At 72.0% G+C, this 24,229-nt stretch carries 21 protein-coding genes and 1 pseudogene; 12 read left to right on the top strand and 10 right to left on the bottom strand.

Annotation, left to right across the window (positions count from 1 at the left end; genetic code table 11):
- A partial coding sequence (locus tag B5D66_RS26405) for an NUDIX hydrolase (protein WP_144390307.1) occupies positions 1-432 on the top strand: 432 nt, incomplete at its 5' end.
- A gap of 54 nt (positions 433-486) precedes the next feature.
- Here B5D66_RS26405 and B5D66_RS23955 read toward each other — a convergent pair.
- From B5D66_RS23955 to B5D66_RS23940, 4 genes are all read right to left on the bottom strand, one after another.
- Positions 487-1,761, bottom strand: a complete 1,275-nt coding sequence (locus tag B5D66_RS23955; protein WP_078764091.1) for an APC family permease — start codon at positions 1,759-1,761, stop codon at positions 487-489.
- A gap of 123 nt (positions 1,762-1,884) precedes the next feature.
- Complete coding sequence (locus B5D66_RS23950) at positions 1,885-2,160, bottom strand: DUF1876 domain-containing protein (RefSeq protein ID WP_078764090.1); 276 nt, start codon at positions 2,158-2,160, stop codon at positions 1,885-1,887.
- Between the two features lie 21 nt (positions 2,161-2,181).
- Positions 2,182-2,385 (bottom strand): DUF1918 domain-containing protein, encoded by a 204-nt coding sequence (locus B5D66_RS23945; protein ID WP_078764089.1) that lies wholly within the window; start codon positions 2,383-2,385, stop codon positions 2,182-2,184.
- An 88-nt stretch (positions 2,386-2,473) separates the two neighbouring features.
- Entirely contained in the window at positions 2,474-3,229 is a 756-nt protein-coding gene (locus B5D66_RS23940; RefSeq protein ID WP_078764088.1) for an SDR family oxidoreductase, read from the bottom strand.
- A 118-nt stretch (positions 3,230-3,347) separates the two neighbouring features.
- On the opposite strand from B5D66_RS23940, the gene B5D66_RS23935 reads away from it, so the two are divergent.
- The 6 genes from B5D66_RS23935 to B5D66_RS23910 all read left to right on the top strand — a co-directional run bounded on the left by B5D66_RS23935 (position 3,348) and on the right by B5D66_RS23910 (position 11,326).
- On the top strand, positions 3,348-3,974 hold the full coding sequence (locus B5D66_RS23935) for a class I SAM-dependent methyltransferase (RefSeq protein ID WP_078764087.1): 627 nt from the start codon (positions 3,348-3,350) through the stop codon (positions 3,972-3,974).
- A 78-nt stretch (positions 3,975-4,052) separates the two neighbouring features.
- Positions 4,053-4,613, top strand: coding sequence for a TrmH family RNA methyltransferase (locus tag B5D66_RS23930; protein WP_078764086.1), 561 nt, complete (start codon positions 4,053-4,055; stop codon positions 4,611-4,613).
- A gap of 306 nt (positions 4,614-4,919) precedes the next feature.
- Positions 4,920-6,299 carry a hemolysin family protein gene (locus tag B5D66_RS23925; protein ID WP_078764085.1) on the top strand — a complete coding sequence of 460 codons (1,380 nt, stop codon included), beginning with the start codon at positions 4,920-4,922 and terminating at the stop codon, positions 6,297-6,299.
- Positions 6,296-7,315, top strand: a complete 1,020-nt coding sequence (locus B5D66_RS23920) for a hemolysin family protein (RefSeq protein WP_078764084.1) — start codon at positions 6,296-6,298, stop codon at positions 7,313-7,315. Before B5D66_RS23925 ends, B5D66_RS23920 begins: the two co-directional genes overlap by 4 nt.
- Before the next feature lie 514 nt (positions 7,316-7,829).
- On the top strand, positions 7,830-8,102 hold the full coding sequence (locus B5D66_RS23915; protein WP_078764083.1) for a hypothetical protein: 273 nt from the start codon (positions 7,830-7,832) through the stop codon (positions 8,100-8,102).
- 842 nt (positions 8,103-8,944) lie between these two features.
- Positions 8,945-11,326, top strand: a complete 2,382-nt coding sequence (locus tag B5D66_RS23910; RefSeq protein WP_078764082.1) for an ATP-binding cassette domain-containing protein — start codon at positions 8,945-8,947, stop codon at positions 11,324-11,326.
- A gap of 81 nt (positions 11,327-11,407) precedes the next feature.
- Here B5D66_RS23910 and B5D66_RS23905 read toward each other — a convergent pair whose 3' ends face one another.
- Positions 11,408-12,898 carry a carboxylesterase/lipase family protein gene (locus B5D66_RS23905; protein ID WP_078764081.1) on the bottom strand — a complete coding sequence of 497 codons (1,491 nt, stop codon included), beginning with the start codon at positions 12,896-12,898 and terminating at the stop codon, positions 11,408-11,410.
- A 416-nt stretch (positions 12,899-13,314) separates the two neighbouring features.
- Here B5D66_RS23905 and B5D66_RS23900 point away from each other — a divergent pair, with 416 nt between their 5' ends.
- The 3 genes and pseudogenes from B5D66_RS23900 (at position 13,315) to B5D66_RS23890 (ending at position 17,336) form a co-directional block, all read left to right on the top strand.
- Positions 13,315-14,733 (top strand): lipase family protein, encoded by a 1,419-nt coding sequence (locus B5D66_RS23900; protein ID WP_078764080.1) that lies wholly within the window; start codon positions 13,315-13,317, stop codon positions 14,731-14,733.
- A gap of 219 nt (positions 14,734-14,952) precedes the next feature.
- Positions 14,953-16,221: pseudogene (gene thrS / locus B5D66_RS23895) on the top strand (threonine--tRNA ligase); the annotation flags it as partial.
- Between the two features lie 176 nt (positions 16,222-16,397).
- Positions 16,398-17,336, top strand: coding sequence for a DMT family transporter (locus B5D66_RS23890; RefSeq protein WP_235001200.1), 939 nt, complete (start codon positions 16,398-16,400; stop codon positions 17,334-17,336).
- A gap of 68 nt (positions 17,337-17,404) precedes the next feature.
- On the opposite strand, the gene B5D66_RS23885 is transcribed toward B5D66_RS23890, so the two are convergent.
- The 4 genes from B5D66_RS23885 to B5D66_RS23870 all read right to left on the bottom strand — a co-directional run bounded on the left by B5D66_RS23885 (position 17,405) and on the right by B5D66_RS23870 (position 20,734).
- Positions 17,405-18,901, bottom strand: coding sequence for a carboxylesterase/lipase family protein (locus tag B5D66_RS23885; RefSeq protein WP_078764078.1), 1,497 nt, complete (start codon positions 18,899-18,901; stop codon positions 17,405-17,407).
- Between the two features lie 361 nt (positions 18,902-19,262).
- Positions 19,263-19,685: an organic hydroperoxide resistance protein gene (locus tag B5D66_RS23880; RefSeq protein WP_078764077.1), complete on the bottom strand. Its 423-nt coding sequence runs from the start codon at positions 19,683-19,685 to the stop codon at positions 19,263-19,265.
- 13 nt (positions 19,686-19,698) lie between these two features.
- Positions 19,699-20,187, bottom strand: a complete 489-nt coding sequence (locus B5D66_RS23875; RefSeq protein WP_078764076.1) for a MarR family winged helix-turn-helix transcriptional regulator — start codon at positions 20,185-20,187, stop codon at positions 19,699-19,701.
- Between the two features lie 79 nt (positions 20,188-20,266).
- Positions 20,267-20,734: a MarR family winged helix-turn-helix transcriptional regulator gene (locus tag B5D66_RS23870; RefSeq protein WP_078764075.1), complete on the bottom strand. Its 468-nt coding sequence runs from the start codon at positions 20,732-20,734 to the stop codon at positions 20,267-20,269.
- Between the two features lie 128 nt (positions 20,735-20,862).
- Here B5D66_RS23870 and B5D66_RS23865 point away from each other — a divergent pair, with 128 nt between their 5' ends.
- Together B5D66_RS23865 and B5D66_RS23860 are read left to right on the top strand one after the other, a co-directional pair.
- On the top strand, positions 20,863-21,942 hold the full coding sequence (locus tag B5D66_RS23865) for an FAD-dependent oxidoreductase (protein ID WP_078764074.1): 1,080 nt from the start codon (positions 20,863-20,865) through the stop codon (positions 21,940-21,942).
- Between the two features lie 72 nt (positions 21,943-22,014).
- Positions 22,015-22,974, top strand: a complete 960-nt coding sequence (locus tag B5D66_RS23860) for a nucleoside hydrolase (protein WP_078764073.1) — start codon at positions 22,015-22,017, stop codon at positions 22,972-22,974.
- A 51-nt stretch (positions 22,975-23,025) separates the two neighbouring features.
- Here the strand turns inward: B5D66_RS23860 and B5D66_RS23855 are convergent, their stop codons facing one another.
- A complete protein-coding gene (locus tag B5D66_RS23855) occupies positions 23,026-24,120 on the bottom strand; it encodes an NADH:flavin oxidoreductase/NADH oxidase (protein WP_078764072.1) in 1,095 nt (364 codons plus the stop codon).
- Positions 24,121-24,229: the final 109 nt, after the last annotated feature.

Below are 24,229 nucleotides of genomic sequence, written 5' to 3'. Positions count from 1 at the left end.
CCCCCCCCCCACCCGCGCCTCAGCCGCATCGCCGCCTACGCCATCGCCACCACCCCCGACCACATCCTCCTCACCCGCATCTCCCCCGGATTCCCCGGCGCCGGCACCTGGCACCTGCCCGGCGGCGGCGTCGACCACGGCGAAAACGCCCGCGACGCCCTCGCCCGCGAACTCATCGAGGAAACCGCCCAAACCGGCGTGATCGGCGACCTCATCACCTTCACCAACCACCACCGCCCCGCCACCCCCACCAGCCCCGAGATCCACTCCGTCTGGGCCTTCTTCCACGTCCACATCCCCCCCCCCACCACCCCCCGCGTCACCGAGACCAACGGCTCCACCTGCCAGGCCGCCTGGTTCCCCCGCCACGCCCTGCCCCACCCCCTCTCCTCCACCGCCCGCCGCGGCCTCACCGCCCTCGCCCGCCCCTGAGAAAACAGCGAGGCGGCCCCGCCCCCATGGACGAGACCGCCTCCGCGCACCACCTCACACTCGGCGCGCCACCACCCGCGAACGCACCACCCACACCAGCGCGCCCACCGCCACCACCAGCGCCCCCGCCACCACCGAATCCCACGGCAGGCACAACGCCAGCACCAAACACCCCACCAGCCCCACCACCGGCACCACCAACGGCGGCCGATCCTCATCGGGCCCCAACCTCAACGCCGAAGCGTTGGCCACCGCGTAATAGACCAACACCCCAAACGACGAGAACCCCACCACCCCGCGCACATCACCCACCAGCACCAGCGCCACCACCACCGCGCCGACCACCACCGCGGCCCGATGCGGCACCCCCCACCGCGGATGCACCCCCGCCAACCAGCGCGGCACACTCCCATCCCCCGCCATCGCCGCCGTCGTCCGCGACACCCCCAACACCAACGACAACAACGCCCCCAAACTGCCCAACGCCGCGCCCACAGCCACCACCGGCACCGCCCAACCGGCCCCACCGGCCGCCACCGCATCGGCCAACGGCGCCGAGGACCCCGCCAACCCGCGCACCCCCAACACCGCCAACAGCGCCACCACCACCGCCAGGTACACCCCCAGCGCCACGGCCAACGCCACCCCGATCGCCCGCGGAATCGACCGCTGCGGATCCCGCACCTCACCCCCCAGCGTCGCGATCCGCGCATACCCGGCGAAGGCAAAGAACAACAACCCCGCCCCCGCCAACACCCCGCCCAGACCAGGCTCCGCGACCGGCGGCCCCGCCTCCACGCGCGCCACCCCGGCACCGCCACCCCACAGCGACACCACGACCACCAAGGCCAGCACCGCCACCACCGAGACCAACAACACCCGCGTCAACCACAACGACGCGCGCATCCCCCGGTAGTTCACCGCCGTCAACACCACCACCGCGGCCACCGCGACCCACCGCTCCGCGCCCGGCCACACATACGACGCGAACACCAACGCCATCGCCGCACACGACGCCGTCTTACCCACCACGAACGCCCACCCGGCCAGGAACCCCCACACCTCCCCCAGACGCTCCCGGCCATAGACATAGGCCCCACCCCACCGCGGATGCCGCGCCGCCAACCGCGCCGAGGACACCGCGTTGCAATACGCCACCACCGCCGCCACCACCAACGACACCAGCAGCCACGAACCCGCCGCCCGCGCCGCCAACGCCGGCACGACGAACACCCCCGCGCCGATCATGGCCCCCAGGCCGATCACCACGGCATCACCCGTGCCCAGCACCCGAGCGGGCCGAGCCTGAAAATCAGAAGTCGAGGTCACAGGCCCGAGTGTGCCCCATCAGGGTCACGCTGGAGTGAACACCGCCCCACCCCCCGTCACCCCACCCCCACACACGCCGACGGCCGGGCCGACAACCCCGACCCGGCCGTCCACCGGCGACACTCACGACCGCCAGGCGCCACCCGACGAATCCGAGATGTCCTCGGCCGCCGCCTGCCGCAACTGACGCGCCAGATCCGCCAACGCCCGCGACACCGCCAGCTCATCCCCGATATCGGGGATATCCACATCGGCGGGGTGCTTGCGCGCCATCCCATGCCCGCGCAGATTCGCCCCCTCCTCCGATCTCAACCCGGCCTCGGCCCACGTCCGAGCCGCATCCCCCTCGCTCTCCTCCGACACCAAGATGTCGACACTCCACCGCTTCATCGTGTGCATGACCGCCCCCCGGACTCCAGCTCACTCCCGACCCGGTTCCTCACCCGACTCGATATGGGCGTCCGGCCCCGGATAGACCAACCCCTCACGGTCCTCATCCAGCCACCGCACCTGATACGGCGGGGTCCCCTCGACGCCCAACACCGCCAACACCACACCCGTGCGACGGTGCACGTCATCACGCGGAGCCTCGACCACCAACCTGTCGCCGACCTGCGCTCTCATCGACCATCCCCCCTACCTCCCATCCTGCGCTCGCCCCACCCCTCGACGCAATGGCCTCCCACCAAAGACCCGACCCCGCCGCGGCGGCCTACTCCACCCCCGCCCCCAACGTCCGCCCACCGTCCAACGTGTGCGTCTGCCCCGTCACCCACGCCGCGTCCTGCGAGGCCAAGAAGGCGATCGCCGCGGCGACATCCTCCGGCTCCCCCAACCGGCCCAACGGGTAACCCGCCACCACCCCCTCCTCGTCCTGCGCGTACAACGCCTCCGCGAACCTCGTGCGCACCACCGCCGGCGCCACCGCGTTCACCCGGATCTTCGGCGCCAACTCATAGGCCAACTGCGCCGTCAAATTGATCAGCGCCGCCTTACTCGCCCCATACACCCCCAACCCCGGAGACGGATGCTGCCCCGCCAACGACGCCACGTTCACCACCGCGCCCCCGTGCTCCCCCATCCAGGCGTGGTAGACCCCGCTCACCCACGCCGCCGCAGCGATCACGTTGATCTCGAAGATCTTGGCCATCGCGGCCGGATCGACGTTGACGACCGCGTCGAACACCGGATTGGTCCCCGTGTTGTTCACCAGCACGTCGATACGCCCGAACGTCTCCAGGGTCCGCTCGATCACCTCCGCGCGATGCTCGGCGTCGTGCGCCTTCCCCGCCACCCCCACCGCCACGTCGGAACCCCCCAGCCCCGCGACCGCCTCCTCCAACGGCCCCGACTTACGCGCGGTGACCACCACCCTGCCGCCCTCATCGACGATCCGCCGCGCCGTGGCCAACCCGATCCCCCGGCTGGCACCGGTGACGATCGCGACCTTGCCCTCAAAACGCCTCACGGACACTCCTCAACACCTCCACACTCGACCGGACCTTCGGAGCATCACAGTACCGACCGGCCGGTTTGTCAATGCGCCCAGGCCCCACCACCCCCATCACTGCTGGTAGCGTCACCGCGTGACACAGCATTACTTCTCCCCCGACCCCGACTCCACCAGCCGCCCCACCACCATCGACCTCGTCCTCCCCGACCTCCACCTCCGCCTCACCACCGACCGCGGCACCTTCTCCCCCGACAAAATCGACCTCGGCACCCGCATCCTCCTCGAAACCGTCCCCACCCCACCTCCCAACGGCCACCTCCTCGACCTCGGCTGCGGCTACGGCCCCATCGCCCTCACCATGGCCGCCCGCGCCCCCCACGCCACCATCCTCGGCGTCGACGTCAACCCCCGCGCCCTCGCCCTCGCCACCACCAACGCCCACAACAACCACCTCCACAACGCCACCTTCGCCCTCACCAACCCCGACGGCACCCCCACCCCCCACACCACCACCCCCCTCACCGGCCCCTTCGACGCCATCTGGTCCAACCCCCCCATCCGCATCGGCAAAAACGTCCTCCACCCCCTCCTCCACACCTGGCTCAACCGCCTCACCCCCGGCGGCACCGCCCACCTCGTCGTCCAAAAACACCTCGGCGCCGACTCCCTCCACCGCTGGCTCGACACCCAAGGCCACCCCACCGAACGCATCGCCTCACGCGCCGGCTATAGAATCCTTCGCACCACCCGCCCGGCATGACCCCTCCCACCAGGAGCGACATGCCGGTAGGCTGAGAACAACCTGACCCCCAGACCGGATTCGAGGAAAGCACCCCAGGTGAGCACGCAACTGCGCCCCACCGACGTCAAACGGCTCAACCGCCAATGGCGCAGGCGCACCGAGGGCCGCCTCGCCCTCATCGCCGAATCCGTCACCCAGCCGTTCAACCTCGGCTCCATCCTGCGCACCGGCGCCACCTTCGGCCTCGACACCCTCTGGCTCACCGGCAACGCCATCGACCCCACCCACCCCCAAGTGGGCAAAACCGCCCTCGGATCCGAAAACAAGATCCACTGGGAACGCCTCCGCACCAGCAACGAGGCCATCGCCGCCGCCCACGCCGACGGCTACCGCGTCGTCGCCATCGAACTCGCCCGCGACGCCCTCCCCCTCCACGAGGCCCCCCTCGACGGCGACATCTGCCTCGCCGTCGGCGCCGAAGACCACGGCTGCTCCCCCGCGCTCCTCGCCGCGGCCGACGCCGTCGCCTACATCCCCCAAATCGGCCGGGTCGGCTCCCTCAACGTCGCCGTGGCCACCGCCATCGCCATCGCCGAGACCCGCCGCCGCGAATGGCAGGCCCACACCGCCCCCGCGGAGACCGGCACCGTGAACTGATCCGCCCACCCCCACCCGCCGCCCCACCCGCGGCGGGCTTTCGGCGCACCCACGATCCGGCCCACCAGCACAGCGCTCGGCAAAAAAAGTCCCGGCCGAAGATTCGTCCGGGGACCCTCCGGGAACTTCTTCCCCCCAATGGGTGTTATTCCCGGTACCGATCGAATCCATTGAGAGAGGAACATTGGATCCGTCCCGAAGTAGCAACAGCGTCCTGAACGGACGCTGCGGCTCCGAAACCGACGAACCCCCCTCACCAACTAGCGTGTGCACCGAGTCTTACGGCTCCGAGGCGGTGCGCGCGACATGAGCATCGTCCTCAACATCCTCCTCGGAGCCCTGGTGGTCATCCTGATCACCGCGGCGACGGGCTACTTCGTCGCCCAGGAATTCGGCTACATGGCGGTGGACCGCTCCCGCCTCAAAGCCCGCGCGGCAGCCGGCGACACCGGCGCCGAACGCGCCCTCGGCATCACCAACCGGACCTCCTTCATGCTGTCCGGCGCCCAGCTCGGCATCACCGTCACCGGTCTGCTCGTCGGCTACGTCGCCGAACCCATGATCGGATCGGGAATCGGCGAACTCCTGGGCGGCGTGGGCGTACCCGTGGGCATCGGCATCACCGCCGGAACCGTCATCGCCCTGCTCTTCTCCACACTCGTGCAGATGGTGTTCGGCGAGCTGTTCCCCAAGAACCTCGCCATCGCCCGCCCCGAGCCCGTCGCCCGCTGGCTGGCACTGTCCACCGGCGTGTACCTCAAGATCTTCGGCCCGGTCATCCGGCTGTTCGACCAGGCCTCGATCCTGCTGCTCAAGGCCGTCCGCATCGAACCCGTGGAGGACGTCCAGCACGCGGCCACCCCGCGCGACCTGGAACGCATCGTCGAGGAGTCCCGCGAAAGCGGCGACCTCCCCGCCGAACTGTCCACCCTGCTGGACCGCACCCTCGACTTCCACGACCGCACCGCCGACCACGCCATGATCCCCCGGCCCCAAGTCACCTCCGTCGAGGTCGACGAACCGGTCAGCAGGGTCGTGGAACTCATGGCCTCCGGCCACTCCCGCTTCCCGGTCCTCGGCCAGGGCGTCGACGACATCGTCGGCGTCATCTGCCTGCGCGACGTCCTCGCGCTGGGCGACCGAAACCTCGAGAGTGTCCTGGTCAAGGAGGTGGCCCGCCCCGCGGTCATGGTGCCCACCTCACTGCCGCTGGCCGGGGTCCTGGCCCAGCTGCGCGAGGCCTCCGACGAGTTCGCCTGCGTCGTCGACGAGTACGGCGGCCTGGCCGGCGTCATCACCCTGGAGGACATCGCCGAAGAACTCGTGGGCGAGATCGCCGACGAGCACGACCCCGAAGACGAGGGCGAAGCGCGCGTCAACGAGGACGGCAGCTGGCTGCTGCCCGGCGCGCTCCACGTCGACGAGGTCGAACGCCTCCTCGGGCACGACCTGCCCAACGGCGACTACGAGACCATCGGCGGGCTCGTCATCAACGAACTGCGCCGCCTGCCCGAACCCGGCGACGTGGTCCGGGTCGACCTGCCCCGCCACCCAGGCGCCGAGGAGGACGACCCCCACCGCTGGATCGTCCTCACCGTCGAAAACGTCGACCGGCACGTCCCCGAGACGGTCCGTCTCCAACTTGTCGAGTCCGACGTCCCCGTAGACCAGGAGGTGAACGCATGAGCGACCTCAACCCCTGGGTCGCGATGATCATCTCCGTGGTCATCATCGGACTCAGCGCCTTCTTCGTCGCCATCGAGTTCGCCCTGGTCGCGGCACGCCGCTACCGGCTGGAGGAGGCCGCCGAGTCCAGCGCCTCGGCCCGCGCGGCGCTCAAGAGCGCCCGCGACCTGTCGCTGCTGCTCGCCGGCTCCCAGCTCGGCATCACCCTGTGCACCCTGGCACTGGGCGCCATCACCAAGCCGGCCGTCCACCACCTGATGGAACCCCTGTTCCACGGGTGGATGCCCGACGCGGTCTCCTACGTGGTGTCGTTCGTCATCTCCCTCGTGGTGGTGACCTTCCTCCACCTGGTCGTCGGCGAGATGGCGCCGAAGTCGTGGGCCATCTCCCACCCGGAGAAGTCCGCGACGCTGCTGGCCATACCGATGCGCGCCTGGATGTGGCTCACCCGCCCCGTCCTGGTGAGCATGAACGGGATGGCCAACTGGGTGCTGCACCGCTTCGGCGTCGAGGCCGTCGACGAGGTGGCCTCCGGGCACGGCCCCGACGACCTGCGCGAACTGGTCGACCACTCCGCCAAGGCCGGCGCGCTGGACGAGGAGCGCCGCGACCAGCTCGCCACGGCCCTGGAGCTCAACTCCCGGCCGCTCCGCGAGATCACCACCCCCAAGGAGGAGCTGGCCGGTGTCGGCCCGGACGCCTCGTTGGAGGAGGTCAAGCGGGTGTCGCGCGACAGCGGGCACCTGCGCCTGGTCGTGCGCGACGGCGAGGCGCCCCTGGGCGTGCTGCACGTACGCGAGGCCCTCACCAGCGGCCCCGAGACGACGGCCGCGGACCTGATGCGTCCGGTCCTCACTCTCGACGCCTCGACGCCGATCTACGCGGCGTTGAGCATCATGCGGGAGAGCCGCAGCCACCTGGCCCTCGTCGAGGACGGCGAGTCGCTGTTGGGGCTGGTGACGCTCCAGGACATGCTCGACCGGCTGCTGCTCAACGAGAGCTCCGCACCGGTCTGATCCTTCGCGTCCGTTTCCCCGCCGTGGCCGGCGCTCCGTCAGGGGCGCCGGCCACGGCCGTTTCCCCACCCCGAGCCGGCGCCCCTCCTGACCAGGCCCGGGGCTTGTAGGAGGTAGGCGGCGTAGCCGCCTACCGTATTGGTTTTCTCTGATCTGGAGAGAGAAGACACGCTCACCTTTACGTCGTAGATTTTTAAGGTGAGGGGGAGGAGCATGCCCTGTCCCGGCGGAGACCGGGACGATTCGCCGCGACGCGCCCCCACGTCGGGGGCTGGCACGGCGGTGCCGCCCCCCACCAGGGCGGGAACCGTCGACACGCCCCGGCGAAACCGCGCTCGCCGGCCCGCGCTCCCCTACCGTTCTCGGCGGGGGCACCGCCTTTCCGGCGGGCCCCGCGACGGCCGTCCCTCCCCGTGAAAGCCCACCGCGCGGCCCCGACATCGCGGCCCGCAGGCCGGGGCTCCCCTGGGACAGGGCGGCCGCACACCGCGACCGACTCTCACGGAAGGCCACCATGACGCGCACGTTCGCCGCCACGGCCCTGACACTGGCGGCCCTGGTCCTGGGCACCGCGCCCGTCCACGCCGACGCCCGATACGGGTGCGAGGGCGTCGACTACGATCCACGGACCCGCAACCTCACCGGGAACACCTCCTGCGAAGGCGTGGGCGATGGGGCCGGCTCCGTGGTGGACCTGCCGGAGGGCCGCACCTACCAGTGCGAGGACCTCCAAAAGGACCTCCCGCTCGTCCGGCTGGCCGGCACCGGATGCCTGCCCGTCGAATGACCCGGCTCACGCCGACGGGCGCGGAACAGGATCCGTTCCGCGCCCTCTCCGGGTGCCGGATCGCCACGGTCCGCACCCCGGTTCCCTGATCGCCCCTCCCCCAGACCGCCACAGCGGCTCGGGAACCCGGTGCGGGGACCGGAGACCCGCCCACCAGACGCCGCGAACCTGCCGGCCCCGTGACCGAGGCCGAGACTTCGGTTCCGTCGTCCCTCGGCCCCGGGACGACACGGTGAAGCAGACGGCGGACCGGTCAGAAATCGAGAAGCGCCGGCCGGTGGGGCGCGACTAGCGTGATCACCATGGACGCCACCGCCCGCCCAAGCCCCCTCCCCACGCCCGCCTTTCCGCTGCTCCTCGGGGACATCCCCGATCGCGCTGCGCGGCGACGCCCGGGCTGGAGGACGTGCCGGGTCACGGGCACTCCCCTGGCCGGGGCGTCCATGAGGACGAACGCCGCACCACCGCCGAGGCGACGGCCGTCCAGGCCCCCGACGCCGCCCTTGACCGCTGACCGGCGGCTCCAAGGACCGCCCGGACAGCCCCACTGAGGTGCGCGACCGCCCCTTAGGCTCCCATGGGCCGCCCGGCCGGTGCCCAGGGAACCGCGCCCACCCCGGCCAGGCGCTCTCCGCCCCGTAGCCGCTGCGGCACCGTCCCGCGCGCGGCCCCACCCCCACCCCGTTTCCCTGTCCGAGACCGTCCCCGCGGTCACGGCCGGCCCCGCCCCGTGACCGCACCGACACGGACGAATCGGATGTATGTTCGATCCCGCCGAAAATGAGCCAGGCGTGGCCGCCGGAGATTCACGCCCCCGGCCCCGCCCGACCAATGGAGACACCATGACCACGGCCCCCAGACCCCACTCGCCCGCGCTGCACGTCGCCGACAGCCACGACCTGATCCGCGTGCACGGCGCGCGCGGGAACAACCTCAAGGACGTCAGCGTCGAGATCCCCAAACGCCGGCTGACCGTGTTCACCGGTGTCTCCGGCTCGGGCAAGAGCTCACTGGTGTTCGGCACCATCGCCGCCGAGTCGCAGCGGTTGATCAACGAGACCTACAGCGCCTTCATCCAGGGGTTCATGCCGACGCTGGCCCGGCCCGAGGTCGACGTGCTCGAGGGGTTGACGACCGCGATCATCGTCGACCAGGAACGTCTGGGGGCGAACCCCCGCTCCACGGTCGGCACCGTCACCGACGCCAACGCGTTGCTGCGCATCCTCTTCAGCCGGCTCGGGCGACCCCACATCGGCCCGCCCAGCGCGTTCTCCTTCAACACCGCCTCGGTCCGGGCCAGCGGCGCCATCACCGTCGAGCGCGGTGCGGCCAAGGCGGTGAAGCAGACCTACAGCCGCACCGGCGGGATGTGCCCGCGCTGTGAGGGCATGGGCAACGTGACCGACATCGACCTCACCCAGCTCTACGACGACAGCAAGTCCCTCGCCGAGGGCGCGATCACCGTCCCCGGCTACAACGCCGACGGCTGGCTGGTGGGGATCTTCCGCGCCTCCGGCTTCCTCGACCCCGACAAGCCGATCCGCGACTACACCGAGCAGGAGCGTCACGACTTCCTGTACCGGGAACCGACCAAGGTGAAGGTCGACCGGACGAACGTGACCTACGAGGGGCTGGTCCCCCGCGTCCAGAAGTCGTTCCTCTCCAAGAGCCGCGAGGCGATGCAGCCGCACATCCGGGCCTTCGTCGACCGCGCGGTCACCTTCACCACCTGCCCCGAGTGCGACGGGACCCGGCTCAGCGAGGCGGCCCGGTCCGCCAAGATCGAGGGGATCAGCATCGCCGACGCCTGCGCGATGCAGATCAGCGACCTGGCCGAGTGGATCCGCGGCCTCGACGAGCCGTCGGTGGCACCGCTGCTCGCCACGCTGCGCGACACCCTCGACTCGTTCGTGGAGATCGGGTTGGGCTACCTCTCGCTCGACCGTCCCTCCGGCACGCTCTCGGGCGGCGAGGCGCAGCGCACCAAGCTGATCCGCCATCTCGGCTCCTCCCTCACCGACGTCACCTACGTCTTCGACGAGCCCACCATCGGCCTGCACCCCCACGACATCCAGCGGATGAACGACCTGCTGCTGCGGCTGCGCGACAAGGGCAACACGGTCCTCATCGTGGAGCACAAGCCCGAGACCATCGCCATCGCCGACCACGTCGTCGACCTGGGGCCCGGCGCCGGCACTGCGGGCGGCACCATCTGCTTCGAGGGCAGCGTCAAGGAGCTGCGCGACAGCGACACCCTCACCGGACGCCACCTCGACGACCGGGCCACCCTCAAGCAGACGGTGCGAACCCCCACCGGCGCGCTCCAGATCCGCGGCGCGAACACCCACAACCTGCGCGACGTCGACGTCGACATCCCCCTGGGGGTGCTCGTCGTCGTCACCGGCGTCGCCGGCTCCGGCAAGAGCTCGCTCGTGCACGGGTCGATCCCGGCCGGGGCGGGCGTGGTGTCGATCGACCAGGGCGCGATCCGCGGCTCGCGGCGGAGCAACCCGGCGACCTACACCGGCCTGCTCGACCCGATCCGCAAGGCGTTCGCGAAGGCCAACGGGGTGAAGCCGGCCCTGTTCAGCGCCAACTCCGAGGGCGCCTGCCCCGACTGCAAGGGCGCCGGCGTCGTCTACACCGACCTGGCGATGATGGCCGGCGTCGCCACCACCTGCGAGGAGTGCGAGGGCAGGCGATTCCAGGCATCGGTGCTGGACCACCGCCTCGGCGGTCGCGACATCAGCGAGGTACTCGCGATGTCGGTGGCCGAGGCCACGGAGTTCTTCGGCTCCGGCGCGGCGCGCACACCGGCCGCGCACGCCATCTTGTCCCGCCTCTCCGACGTCGGGCTCGGCTACCTCAGCCTCGGTCAGCCGCTCACCACGCTGTCCGGCGGTGAGCGGCAGCGGCTCAAGCTGGCCACCCACATGGGTGAGAAGGGCGGCGTCTACGTCCTCGACGAGCCGACCACCGGCCTCCACCTCGCCGACGTCGAGCACCTGCTCGGCCTGCTCGACCGCCTCGTCGACTCCGGGCGGTCGGTCATCGTCATCGAACACCACCAGGCGGTCATGGCGCGCGCCGACTGGATCATCGACCTGGGTCCCGGGGCCGGCCACGACGGCGGCCGGATCGTCTTCGAGGGCACGCCCGCCGACCTCGTCGCCGCCCGGTCCACCCTCACCGGGGAGCACCTGGCCGCCTACGTCGGCGCCTGAGCCCGACGCGGCGACCGCTCCCGCCGCCGGGGCGGCGCCCGGGCCGGTTCACCCGGCCCGGGGCGGTGCGGGGCGACCGCGTCAGTAGACGCCCTCCCACAGGGCGCGTTCCGCCGGGCGCGGGTCGTCGACGAGCGCCACCACGTCGTCGAAGCGCAGCACCGGCCGCCGGGGCACCTCGTACCGGGGCCATCCCGGGTCCCCGCCGGCGGCGAAGGCGATCCAGGCGGCGTGCACGGTGTCGGCGAGGCGCTGCGGCGGCTCGGCGCCGAGCAGCGGCCGAAAGCGCGGGTCGTCGAGGAGGTCGAAGACGAAGGGGACCTCCAGGAAGTGGCAGGCGCCGAGAAGCCCCCCGAACCGCGGTGAGCGCCAGGCGAACTCGTAGACGTGGACCGCGTGGCCGGCCGCGGCCCTGGCCTCGGCCAGCCGGTAGGCGGGAACGCGGTACCACCAGTCGCGCTGGAGCAGCGCCAGCAGGTCCCCGGGCCCAAGACCGAGGTCGGCCGCGCCATAGGCCGCGTGGACCCGGCCGGGTGGGAGCCCGTACAGCCGCGCGGCGGTGGCCAGGTCAGCCTCGGTCACGGTGTCCAGCGCGCCGAAGGGGACCAGCGACAGCCTGCCCTCCTCGCTGTTGGTGCCGACCAGGATGTCGACGTCGGCGCCCGCGCCGGAGCGGAGGAGGTCCAGCGGTCGCCTGGGCAGGGTGGCCTCGTCGATGACCGGCTGCCAGGCGGTCACCCGGCAGCCGGGTTCGCCGCCCCAGCGCCACGGATCGGGGTGGGGCGCCAGGTCGGCCATCACCGCCACCTGGGCGTCGAGCAGCCGTTGCCGGGGGACCGTGGCGATCGCCTCGCGGGTGAACGCGACGCCCAGGCGGGCGGCGAGCAACCCGCCGACGTGGCGCGCCGTCTCGGGTGTCTGGGCCAGGTTGCCGGCGCCGCTTTGCAGGATGGCGCGCCGGATCAGCCCTCGGGCCGCGGGCATGGCGAGCAGGGCTCCCACGCACATGGCGCCGGAGGACTCCCCGAACACGGTGACGTTGTCGGGGTCGCCGCCGAAGGCGGTGATGTTGTGGTGAACCCAGCGCAGTGCGGCGATCTGGTCGAGGAGGGCGAGGTTGGCGATCCCGTCCCCGGGGGCGAGGAACCCCTCGGCGCCGAGCCGGTGGTTGACGCTGACCAGGACGACGCCGTCACGGGCGAAGCGTCCGCCGTCGTAGGGGATGCTGCTTCCGCCGTCGAAGCCGCCGCCGTGGATCCAGACCATCACCGGTTGCCCGGCTCGGCCCAGCTCCGCGGTCCAGACGTTGAGGTTGAGGTAGTCGTCCCCGGCCACGGTCGGAAAGAACCCGTCGAGGTCGGCGGGCTGGGGGAAGACCGGCTGGGGGGCGGTGGGCCCGAAGGCGCCGGCGTCGCGCTCCCCCGCCCAGGGGGCGGCCGGCTCCGGTGGCTGGAAGGCCAGGGCGTTGACGGGCGGCTCGGCGTAGGGGACGCCTTTGAACACGTGGACGCCGTTGACCGTGCGCCCGCGCACGCGGCCGGTGCGCGTGGTGACGACGGGATGGCCGGTCATGGTCCGAGGTGTCCCTTCCGGTCGCTCCGGCGTGGGCGGCGGCGCGGATCGGGCCGCGCGGGTGCCCGCGGTCGGGGCGGCCACGCGCCCGCCCCGATCGGGTTCCTCCGGGCAGGGGCCGGCCCCTGCCCACGATATCCGCGTTGTGAGTACCGGCACGGTGCGAGAGGCCGGCGTGTGTCGAAGCGTCCCGTGGCCGCGACGCCGGGTCGGCGCCGCTCCCGTCCTTCAGGGGTTCTTGGCCGGTCGGGGAAGGCGTCGCCGGTGTGCCGCATCGGCCGGGGCTGGGGGTGTAGGCCGCCGCGCGGGCGACCAGCGCAGGTTACCGCAGCGTAACTTACTGGTGAGTTACCCCCTCTGACCACACGGTGTTAGCTTTCGCTCACCCCCGTCAGCGCAGAGCGAGGAGCGAGCCCATGAGCCGCAGGAGAACCCGTTCGCGTTCCCCCCTCTCCCCCACCCCTGGTATCCGACAGACGACCACCCCCGCCCCCCGCCGAGGAAGACGCCTGGGCGCCCGCCTCCTGGCCGGCGTGGTGACCGCGATGACCGCTGTCGCCACCTGCGCCCTCCCCGCCTCCGCCGACACCGTGCCAAAGCCGGTGGAGTCAAGGGGAGTGCCCATCCCCGCCTTCTACACCCCTCCCACCGAGCTTCCCGCCGCCAACGGCACGCTGATCCGGACCGAGCCCCTCCCCCTGGGCCTGAGCCTTCCCGGCCTGGACGGCCGCCGCATGCCGGGCACGGCGACCCGGCTGATGTACAAGTCCACCGACTCCAACGGACAGCCCGTCGCGGTGACCGGCGCCTACATCGAGCCCTACGCGGACTGGAAGGGCGACGGTCCCCGCCCGCTGGTGGCCGTGGGCACGGGCACCATGGGCCAGGGCGACCAGTGCGCGCCCTCCATGGCCTTGCAGTACCCGTTGATCATCACCGGCGAGACCCTGTCGGTCGGCTACGACAACCTCTCCGTCTACCGGCTGCTCGCGACCGGCGCGGCCGTGGTGGTCACCGACTACGTCGGGCTCGGCGCCACCGACCGCCTGCACACCTACGTCAACCGGATCGACCAGGGCCACGCCCTGCTGGACGCGGCGCGGGCGGCGCGCTCCGTGCCCGGGGCGTCCGTCACCGACGACTCGCGCATCGGGCTCTACGGTTACAGCCAGGGAGGAGGCGCCACCGCCTCGGCCGCCGAGCTCCAGCCCTCCTACGCCCCCGACGTGCCACTGGCCGGCACCTACGTGGGGGCTCCCCCCGCGAACCTGACCGAGGTCATGAAGGGCATCGACGGCAGCGCCCTGGCCGGCGCGCTGGGATGGGCGATCAACGGCTTCACCCAGTCCGACCCCGAACTACGCGAGGTCCTCGACGCCCACATCAACGACACCGGACGCGCGGCCCTCCAGGACATGTCGACCATGTGCGTCGGCGACGCGATCCTGCGCTACGGGTTCGCCAAGAGCACGAGGTGGACCACGGGCGGCGAATCCATCGCCGATGTCATCGCGGCCGACCCCACCGCCCAGGCCGTGCTCGACGAGCAGCGCATCGGCGCGCTCAAGCCCGCCGGGCCGGTCCGCGTGGCCACGGGCGTCCAGGACGACATCGTTCCCCACCGGCAGGCGCGACAGCTGGCCGTGGACTGGTGCCGCGCGGGAGGCGAGGTCACCTACAAGGCCATCGTGCTGCCCAACCTCGGCGACAAGATCCTCACCAATCACCTCACCCCGCTCATCACCGACCAGCGCGACGCCGTGAACTGGCTGACCGACCGCCTGGCCGGTGAGGAGTCCCGTTCCAACTGTTCGACCCTGCCCCTTCGGCCGTGATCGGGAGTGGCGTGATTCTCTGATAACCCACTGCCTTTACGGTGTAGATCATCTATTCTCCCTGGCGCGCGCGGCACCCCGGCCCTATGATCCCGGGTATGCAGCGCGCCCAGATGACGACGACGCCGGAGGTGTCCCGGCGCGCTGACTGATGTCTGATCCGAAGCCCCGGGGCGAGCGCCCCGGGGCTTCGCCGTTGGGTCACTCGCCCGTCACAGCGAGGAGACCGCCATGCACGACCACCGCAGGCTCGGACGGGAACTGGGCCTGTTCGACACCGATCCCCTGATCGGCTCGGGCCTTCCCTACTGGCTGCCCGCCGGCGCCACCGTACGCCAGGCCCTGGAGGACTACGTCCGCGACCTGGAACGCCGCTCGGGCTACCTGCACGTCCACTCCCCCATCCTCGGCAAACGGGAGCTGTACGAGATCTCCGGGCACTGGCCGCTCTACGGCGACGACATGTTCCCCCCGATGGAGCTGGGCGCGGAACAGGTCGTCCTGCGGCCGAGCCTGTGCCCCCACCACGCGCTGATCTACCGTTCCCGGGAACACGGCCACCACGACCTGCCGCTGCGGATCGCCGAACTGGGCGCCATGTACCGTTCGGAGCCGTCGGGCTCGCTCGGCGGGCTGACCAGGGTCAGGGCGATCCAGCTCAACGACGCCCACATCTTCTGTCCCCCCGAACGGATCGCGGAGGAGGCCGAGGCCGTCCTGGAACTGATCCGCCGCGCCTACCGGGCGCTGGGCATCCGCCCGGTCCGCCACCGGTTGTCCCTGCCCGCAGCGGACGGGAAGTACGTCGCGGATCCGCGGATGTGGCGGCGGGCCGTCGCGATGCTGACCGAGATCCTGGACGGGGCGGGGCTGGACTATGAGACCGCCGAGGGCGAGGCGGCCTTCTACGGCCCCAAGCTCGACGCGCAGATCGCCGATCCCGCCGGCCGGGAGTCCACCCTGTCCACCCTCCAGATCGACTTCCACCAGCCCGAACGCTTCGGACTGCGCTACACCGGCGCCGATGGGCGCCGGCACCGACCGGCCATGCTGCACCGCAGCGTCATCGGCAGCGTGGAGCGGGTGGTCGCCCACCTCCTGGAGGTGCACGGCGGCGCCTTCCCCGCCTGGCTCGCCCCGCTCCAGGTGGCGTTCCTGCCCGTCTCCTCCGCCGAGTCGCCCCGCGCGCGGGAACTCGCACGGCACTGCACCGACCTGGGGTTGCGGGCGGAGGTGCGCGACCCGCGCGACGGCAGCCTGGGCGCTCGCATCCGAAGCGCGCGGCTCGTCCCCTACCAGGTGGTCATCGGAGCCAGGGAGGCCGCCGAGGGCCTGGTCTCCCTGCGGCTGCGCGACGGCCGCCGGCTGGACGCGCGGCCGGCCGAGGAGGTGGTGGGCCGTATCGGTGAGCTGGTGCGAACCCGTGAGATCGACCTGTGGCCGCACAGCCCGGCGCGTCCCGGCCGGCCGGCGGGTGCGCGCGCGTGAACCTCCCCCGCGGGGCCGGGAGGAAACACCCGTTCACAACCGACATTCGTCCCCGAAACTACACTTACCTCCGGTAAGGATGGGCCGGGGCGGCGTCCGCGTCGTCCCGGCCGGCGACGCCCCCGAGCTGGAAAGGCCGACCATGCCGATGCGGACCCCCGTGGGAAACGGTGACCATGGGTGAGACCCGTCGCGGGGACCGGATGTGGGCGGTGGCCCTGGCCGCCGGCCTGTGGGGCACCTCCTCCCTCATGCGCGAACCCCTGTCCGCCGACCTTCCGGCGCCCACCATCGTCTTCTTCGAGCACGTGGTGATCGTGGCCTGCCTGCTGCCCTGGCTGTGGCCCGCGCTGCGCGCGCTCGCGGGCGCCGGGCCCCGGGTCGTCGTCGCGATGCTCGTCGTGGGAGGCGGCTCCTCGGCGCTGGCCACGACGCTGTTCACGGCCGCCTTCACCCTCGGCGACCCCATCACCCCGCAGGTCCTACAGAAACTCCAGCCGGTCTTCGCGATCGTGCTGGCGGTGGCGCTGCTCGGCGAGCGGCTCACCCCGCGGTTCGCGTGGTATGCGATCCCCGCGCTGGCCGGCGCCTGGATCCTCGCCTTTCCCGACCCCCTGTCGGTGAGCGTGCGCGGCGCCCAGGCGGCGGCGCTGGCCGTCGGCGCGGCCCTGCTGTGGGCGGCGGGGACCGTGCTGGGCCGCTTCGCCGGCCGCCACCTGTCCTTCCTCCACGTCACCGCCCTGCGGTTCGGCATCGCGCTGCCCGTCACCGCCGGGATCACGCTGGTCACCGGCTCGTCGTTCGCGATCGAGGCGGGCCACCTGCCGACGCTGTTCGCGCTGGCCCTCGTCCCCGGTCTGTTCTCCCTGGCCGTCTACTACTGGGGACTGAGCCGCACCGCGGCCAGCCGCGCCACCCTCGCCGAGCTCTCCTTCCCCCTGGTGTCGGCCCTGGTGGGCGTGTTCCTCCTGGACGCGCGGCTCACCTGGGGTCAGTGGGCCGGAGCCGCGCTGGTGCTCACCGCGGTCACCGCGATGGCGCTCGGCCGCTCCGGTGAGCGGTCCACCGGGGTGATCGAGGCCCCGGTCACCGGCGCCTCCCGCCCAAAGGGGTGACCTCGGGGCCGGCCGGTGCGCGTTCGCCGGCCCCCCGTCCCGGACGGGGGGCCGGCGAAGGTGCGGCTTCAGCGGATCCCCTCCCACAGCAACCGTTCCCGCCGGCCGGGGTCGACCGCCACCGCCGTCTCCTCCCCCAGCTCCATGACGTTGCGCCCCGCGCCGTAGACGGGCCACTCCGGCACGCCGCCGGCCTGGGGACGGCCGGTGCGCGCGAAGGAGGTCCACAGGGCGCGCATCCTCGCCGACAGCTCCTCGGGCGGGTTCTCCCCCAGGATCGGATCCGCCAGGTTGCCGAAGACGAAGCCGATCTCGGCCGTGTGGCAGGCGCCCAGGGCCCCGCCCAGCACCGGGGTGGCCCGGGTGAACTCATAGACGTAGGTGCCGGCGTCCCGGGAGGCGCGCGCCTCGGCCAGCCGGATCGCCGGAAGGCGGTAGCCCTGGTCGGTGAGCAGCGCGGCGAACAGGTCGCCGGGCGTGGCGCCGGGGCGTTCTTCGGCGTAGACCGCCACCGCCGCGGGGTCCAGCCCATAGGCTCCGGCGACGGCCTCGACCATCGGAGGGGTGAGGCGTTCGGCCATCCCCGAGGGGACGAGGAAGAGTCGGAACTCGTCGCTGTTGGTACCGGTGATCAGGTCGATCTCCCGGCCCGCTCCCGCGGCGATGGCGTCGACCGGCCGCGCCGGGAGCGTCGAACCGTCCACCACCGGGAGCACGCTGGTGCCGCCGCCGGTGGACTCGCCCCATTCGGCGGCGTCGGCGGCCCGCGCCATCTCGGCGCGCAACGCGGTATCGGCCGCGATGAGGCGTTCGGGCTCGGCCGCGGCCAACGCCTCGGTGGTGGCGGGCACTCCGGCCAGGGAGGCCAGTCGCTCGGTGATGCGCCGGGCGATCTCCTCCGGGTGACTGTGGTGACCGGCGCCGCTTTGGGTGATGGCGCGGCGGAACAGGCCCCGGGCGCGCGGCATGGTCATGAGGGCCGCGATGGAGATGGCGCCGGCGGACTCGCCGAAGACGGTCACGTTGTCGGGGTCCCCGCCGAACAGCGCGATGTTGTCGCGGACCCACTCCAGTGCCGCGATCTGGTCCAGCAGACCGAGGTTGGCGGTCCCGTCGGGAAGCAGCAGGAAGCCTTCGGGGCCCAGACGGTAGTTGAGGGTGACGCATACGACGCCCTCGGCGGCCAGTCTGGCGCCGTCGTAGACGGGCAGGGTCCCCGCGCCGTTGCGGAAGGCGCCACCGTGGATCCAGACCATGACCGGCAGCCCACCGTTTCCGGGGCCGGGTTGGGGGGTCCACACGTTGAGGTGGAGACAGTCCTCGCCGGCCTCGCGCGCCTCGACGAGGAGACCGGCCATCGCCGGCGAGTAGCCGGGCTGCGGGGCGCTGGGACCGGGGGTCAGGGCGTCGCGGACGCCGTCCCAGCCGGCGGGCGGCGCCGGGGGACGCATCCGGCGCGGCCCGAACGGCGGCGCGGCGTAGGGGATGCCCAGGAAGGCCGCGACCCCTTCGGGGCGCCAGCGTCCACGCAGGGCTCCGGCCGGCCGGGAAACAACGACATCCATGAATCCAACCTTCCGATCCTCATATTCCGACCGATCATCGTCCCGGCTCGCGCGGAGGACGGCAACCGGTTTTCCGCTTTCGTCCTCCCCCTGACCGGGAAGCGACCCCCTATCTCCACCGCGGGCCATGGGTCGTGATTCCACACCACCTTTACGACGTAGATCCGAACGTGGGCGCGCCGGGACCCGCCAGGGAACTCCTGGGGAGAGGCGCGCGGCCCGAGCACGCCACGACCACCATCGACCGGGGCCAGCGGGGACGGCTCCCCAAGGGGGAGCGACCGGCAAAGCCGGGCGGACACAAGCGTGTGGGGCGGGCGGACGCGAACGCCCTCCCACCCCACACGGGATTCACGCGGACTCAGGCCGCGGCGACGTCGAGCTTGACCTCGATGTTGCCGCGGGTGGCCCGGGAGTAGGGGCAGGTCTGGTGGGCCTTCTCCACCAGCTCGCGCAGCTCGGCCTCGGGCTTGCCGGGGGCCGAGACGGTGAGCTCGACCGCCAGGTCGAGACCGTCCTCGCTCTTGCCGATGCTCACCTTGGCGTTGACGGTGGAACCGGAGATGTCGGCCTTGGCCTCACGCGCGACCTTCTTCAGCGCGCCGTGGAAGCAGGCGGCGTAGCCCACCGCGAAGAGCTGCTCGGGGTTGGTGCCCGGGCCGTCGTCGCCGCCGAGCCCCTTGGGCACGGACAGGTCGACGCTGAGGCGGCCGTCGTCGCTGGCGCCCTTGCCCTTGCGCCCCTCGCCCTCGACGGTGGCCTCGGCGGTGTACAGGACGTTCATGGTCACACCTTCCCTATCTCTCTGGGGTCGACGGCCGGCCCACGGACGTGGGGTCGTGGGTCGCGACCGATTCGGTGAGCTGGTCGAGGAGCCCTCGCAACCCTGCGACCTCGTCTTCGGTCAGGCCGGTGGCGCACAGCACCCGACCGGGGATGGGGCGCGCGCGTTCGCGCAGCGCGGTCCCGGTCTGGGTGAGCGTGACCCGGACGACCCTCTCGTCCCCGGTGTCACGCCGACGTCGGACCAGACCTCGGGCCTCCAGCCGTCGCAGCAGCGGCGACAGGGTTCCCGAGTCGAGGCGCAGGGCCTCCCCCAGGTCCCCGACCGACGCCGTCCCGCGTTCCCACAGGGCGAGCATCACGAGGTACTGGGGGTAGGTGAGGTCCAGATCCGCGAGCAGGTCGCGGTAGAGGCCGGTCATGGCGCGTGAAGCCGCGTAGACGGCGAAACAGAGCTGACCGTCGAGGGAGAGGGGATCCCGCCCGGGGACTGCTTCCCCCATCCGCACACCTCCTCGACTCCTCGATCAATATGAATTTAGCACAATTCAATTGCGCACAATAGAACTGGTGGCCCTCATCTCACGGATCCACGGTCATCGACACCGATCCCCGCCCCTCCTGGGCCGCCCTGAGCTTGTCGGCCAGCGCCCTGAGCGTCGCCAGTTCCTCCTCCGAGAGCGCTCCCCCGACGCGGTCGGCGATGGCCGCCGCGTGACGGCGGCCCACCCTGCGCTGGATCTCGCGCCCCCGCTCGGTCAACCGGACCACCGTGGCGCGCCGGTCCGTCGGATCCCCGCAACGGTGCACCAGCCCGTCCGCCTCCATCCGCTCCACCAACCGGCTCAGGCTCGGCTGCGTCAGCAGGATGTGGGCGTTGAGGTCGCGCAGCCGGGCCCCCGACGGGCACCGCGACAACGTGTAGAGCACGTCATAGACCCGCATGGAGACCTCCTCCCCGCGAAAGTCCTCCTGGAACCCCCGCATCAGCGCCGTCTGGGCGCGGGCCAGGGCCTCCCACGCCTCCTCCGCCGTCCTGTTCCTGGCCATCGCACCCCTTCGTCCATCCCGCGAACGTCCTCCGCATGATCGCATCGCGTCCCACAAGCGGGAATAACCGCACCCTTCCCCCGCCTTGTCTACATGCAAACGCATGGAAATGGGCGGAGGAGGGCGGCATGACCGGCGACGTGACCGACGTGGACACCGTGATCATCGGCGGTGGTCAGGCCGGCCTGAGCGCCGCCTACTTCCTGGCCCGACGCGGCTCGGTCCCCTGGCGCGACCACGTGGTGCTGGACGCCTCCCCCGCGCCCGGCGGAGCCTGGCAGCACGTGTGGCGGTCGGTCCGGCTCGTCTCGCCGCCCGCCTACACCAGGCTGCCCGGCCTCCCCTGGTCCCGCCCCTTCCAGGGACCGCCCAGCGGACCGGAGGTCGCCGCCTATCTCGCCGAGTACGAGAAGCGCTTCGCCGTGCCGGTCCTGCGCCCCGTCCGGGTCCGCCGCGTCCACGACGCCGAGGCCGCCCCGGGGGCAAAGCCCCATGGCGCGCTGCTGGTGGACACGGACGAACGGACCTGGCGGGCGCGTGCCGTCATCAACGCGACCGGTACCTGGGACCGCCCGTTCGTCCCCGTCGTGCCCGGCATGGCGGAGTTCGGGGGCCGGATGCTGCACGCCGCCGACTACGACGCTCCCGAGGAGTTCACCGGAGCCCACGTCGTCGTGGTGGGCGGGGGCAACTCCGGGGCGCAGATCTGCGCGGAGGTGTCGGCGGTGACGGACACGACGTGGGTGACCCGACGCCCGCCGCAGCTGCGCGACGCCTCCTTCAGTGAGGCCGAGCTGGTCGCCGTCACCGACCAGGTGGCCCAACGGGTCGCGCGCGGGCTGCCGCTGCGCAGCGTGGTGAGCTACACGGGGATCGCCCGGACCCCGGCGGTGCGGGCGGCCGAGGAGCGGGGGGCGCTGACCGCCCGCCCGATGTTCCAACGGGTCACCCCCGACGGGGTGACCTGGGCCGACGGCACCCGGCTGCGCGCCGACGTGATCCTGTGGGCGACGGGCTTTCGCCCCGCCCTGACCCACCTCGCCCCGCTGCGGCTGCGCGGACCGCTCGGCGGGATCCGCCTGGTCGGCACCCGCGCCGACCACGACCCCCGGGTCCACCTCCTGGGCTACGGCCCCTCCGCGAGCATGATCAGCGTGCACCGGGCCGCGGCGCGCGCGGCCCGCGAGGTGCGGGCCGGTCTGTCTTGAGGCCGGCAGTGGCGATAACCTGCGGCGAAACCCCCAACGTCCCCGTGGACGCGCAGCACCGCAGGAGGTCGCGTGAGCCTTCCCCTCGTCATCGACACCGATACCGCCCAGGACGACTGCGTCGCCCTGCTGATCGGCCTGCTGGATCCGCTGGCCGACCTGCGCGCGATCACGATGGTCGCCGGCAACGTCGGGTTCGACCGCCAGGTACGCAACGCCTTTTTGACCCTCAACGCCGCCGGACGGCTGGGGGAGGTTCCGGTCCACCTCGGCTGCCGCCGGCCCCTGACCCGCCCCTGGGTGAGCGCGGAGAACGTGCACGGCGACGGGGTGGGCGGACTGGACATGGACTTCACCGGATGCGCCCCCGAGGCCGAGCACGGCGTGGACGCGCTGGTGCGGCTCGCCGCCGAACGACCCGGCGAGCTGTCGATCGTGGCGATCGGGCCGCTGACCAACATCGCGGCGGCGAGCCTGAAGGATCCCGACTTCGCCGGCAACGTCAAGACGCTCTACGTCATGGGCGGCTCCAACAACGGGCGCGGCAACATCACCGCCGCGGCCGAGTTCAACTTCTACGTCGACCCCGAGGCGGCCAAGGCGGTGTTCGCCGCGGGGTTTGAGATCGTGGTGATCCCCTGGGACCCGCTGACGTTGCGCCAGGCCGTGTTCGGCCCGTCCGCGCTGGCCGAGATCGCCGCCCTGGACACACCGCTGGCGCGGTTCTTCACCCGGGTGTGCGCCGCGACACTGGAGTTCGACCGGTCGGTGGGCATCGACGGCACCACCCACCCCGACTCGCTGACCGCGGCGCTGCTGCTCCACCCGGAACTGGTGGTGCGCTCGGCGCCCTACCACGTCGACGTCGAGACGGCGGGGGAGCTGACCCGCGGCTATGCCGCGATGTCGTGGGGCGTGCACGGTCTGGCGGCCAACGCGACCGTGATCGAGGAGGTCGACGCCGCCGGCTTCTTCTCCTACCTGCGTGCCCTGCTGGCCAGGTCGGTCACCCCGGTGCGGCCCTTCGCCTGAGCCCGGTGTCCGGGGCCGCCCCCGCGGTCCCGGACACCGGCCCGATCCCGATCAGACGGCGTAGCCGTACTGGATCGGCCACTGCACCCGGGAGCCGAGCTCGGCAGCGGCACGCAGCGGCCAGTAGGGGTCGCGCAGCAGCTGACGGCCGATCATGACCGCGTCGGCCTGGCCGGAGGAGACGATCTCCTCGGCCTGGGCGGCCTCGGTGATCAGCCCGACCGCGGCGGTGGGCAGCCCCGTCTCGGAGCGCACCCGCGCCGCGAAGGGCACCTGGTAGTTCGGGGCGACGGGGATCGGCGCGACGGGGACCATACCGCCGGTGGAGGTGTCGAGCAGGTCGACGCCGCGGGCCTGGAGCTCCTTGGCCAGGCGCACGGTGTCCTCGCCGCTCCAGCCCTCACGCGGGTCGTCGGTGTCGCCGCTGAGCCAGTCGGTGGCGGAGACCCGGAAGAACAGCGGGAGTTCCTCCGGCCAGACCTCGCGCACCGCCTCGATGATCTCCAGGGCCAGGCGGATGCGGTTCTCGAAGGAGCCGCCGTAGGCGTCGGTGCGCCGGTTGCCCTGCGGGGACAGGAAGGTGTTGATCAGGTAGCCGTGGGCTCCGTGGATCTCGGCGACCTGGAATCCGGCCGCGTGGGCGCGGCGCGCGGCGTCGGCGAAGGAGGCGATGACGTCGGCGATCTGCCGGGTGCTCAGCTCCTCGGGAGCCGGGAAGTCGCCGAAGGGGATCGGCGAGGGGCCGGCGGTCTTCCATCCCCCGTCGGCGGGGTCGATGGGGCCGCCGCCGAGCCAGGGCTGGCGGGTGGAGGCCTTACGGCCGGCGTGGGCGAGCTGGATGGCCGGGACCGCTCCCTGGTCGCGGATGAAGCGGGTGATCCGGGTGAACGCCTCCTGCTGGCGGTCGTTCCACAGTCCCAGGTCGGCCGGGGAGATCCGCCCGTCGGGGTGGACCCCGGTGGCCTCGACCATGACCAGACCGGCGCCACCGGCGGCACGCGCGGCCAGATGGGCGAAGTGCCAGTCGGTGGGCACCCCCGCCTCGGGACCCTCGGTCGCCGCGGAGTAGGTGCACATCGGCGACATCCAGACCCGATTGGGCACGGTGAGCGAGCGGAGGGTGAGAGGTTCGAACAGTACGGTCACGTCGGGACGGTCCTTCGTGTCGGCTGACGGTCTGGTCCATCCCGAATTTAGTTGCACAAGCGCTTTATTTCAATGTGACGCTATCAACGATCGGGGGTATCCACCCCAC

The sequence above is a fragment of the Marinactinospora thermotolerans DSM 45154 genome, assembly GCF_900167435.1.
In the GTDB taxonomy this organism is placed as follows: Bacteria; Actinomycetota; Actinomycetes; order Streptosporangiales; family Streptosporangiaceae; genus Marinactinospora; species Marinactinospora thermotolerans.
This window is presented reverse-complemented; position numbering and strand designations above follow the sequence as displayed.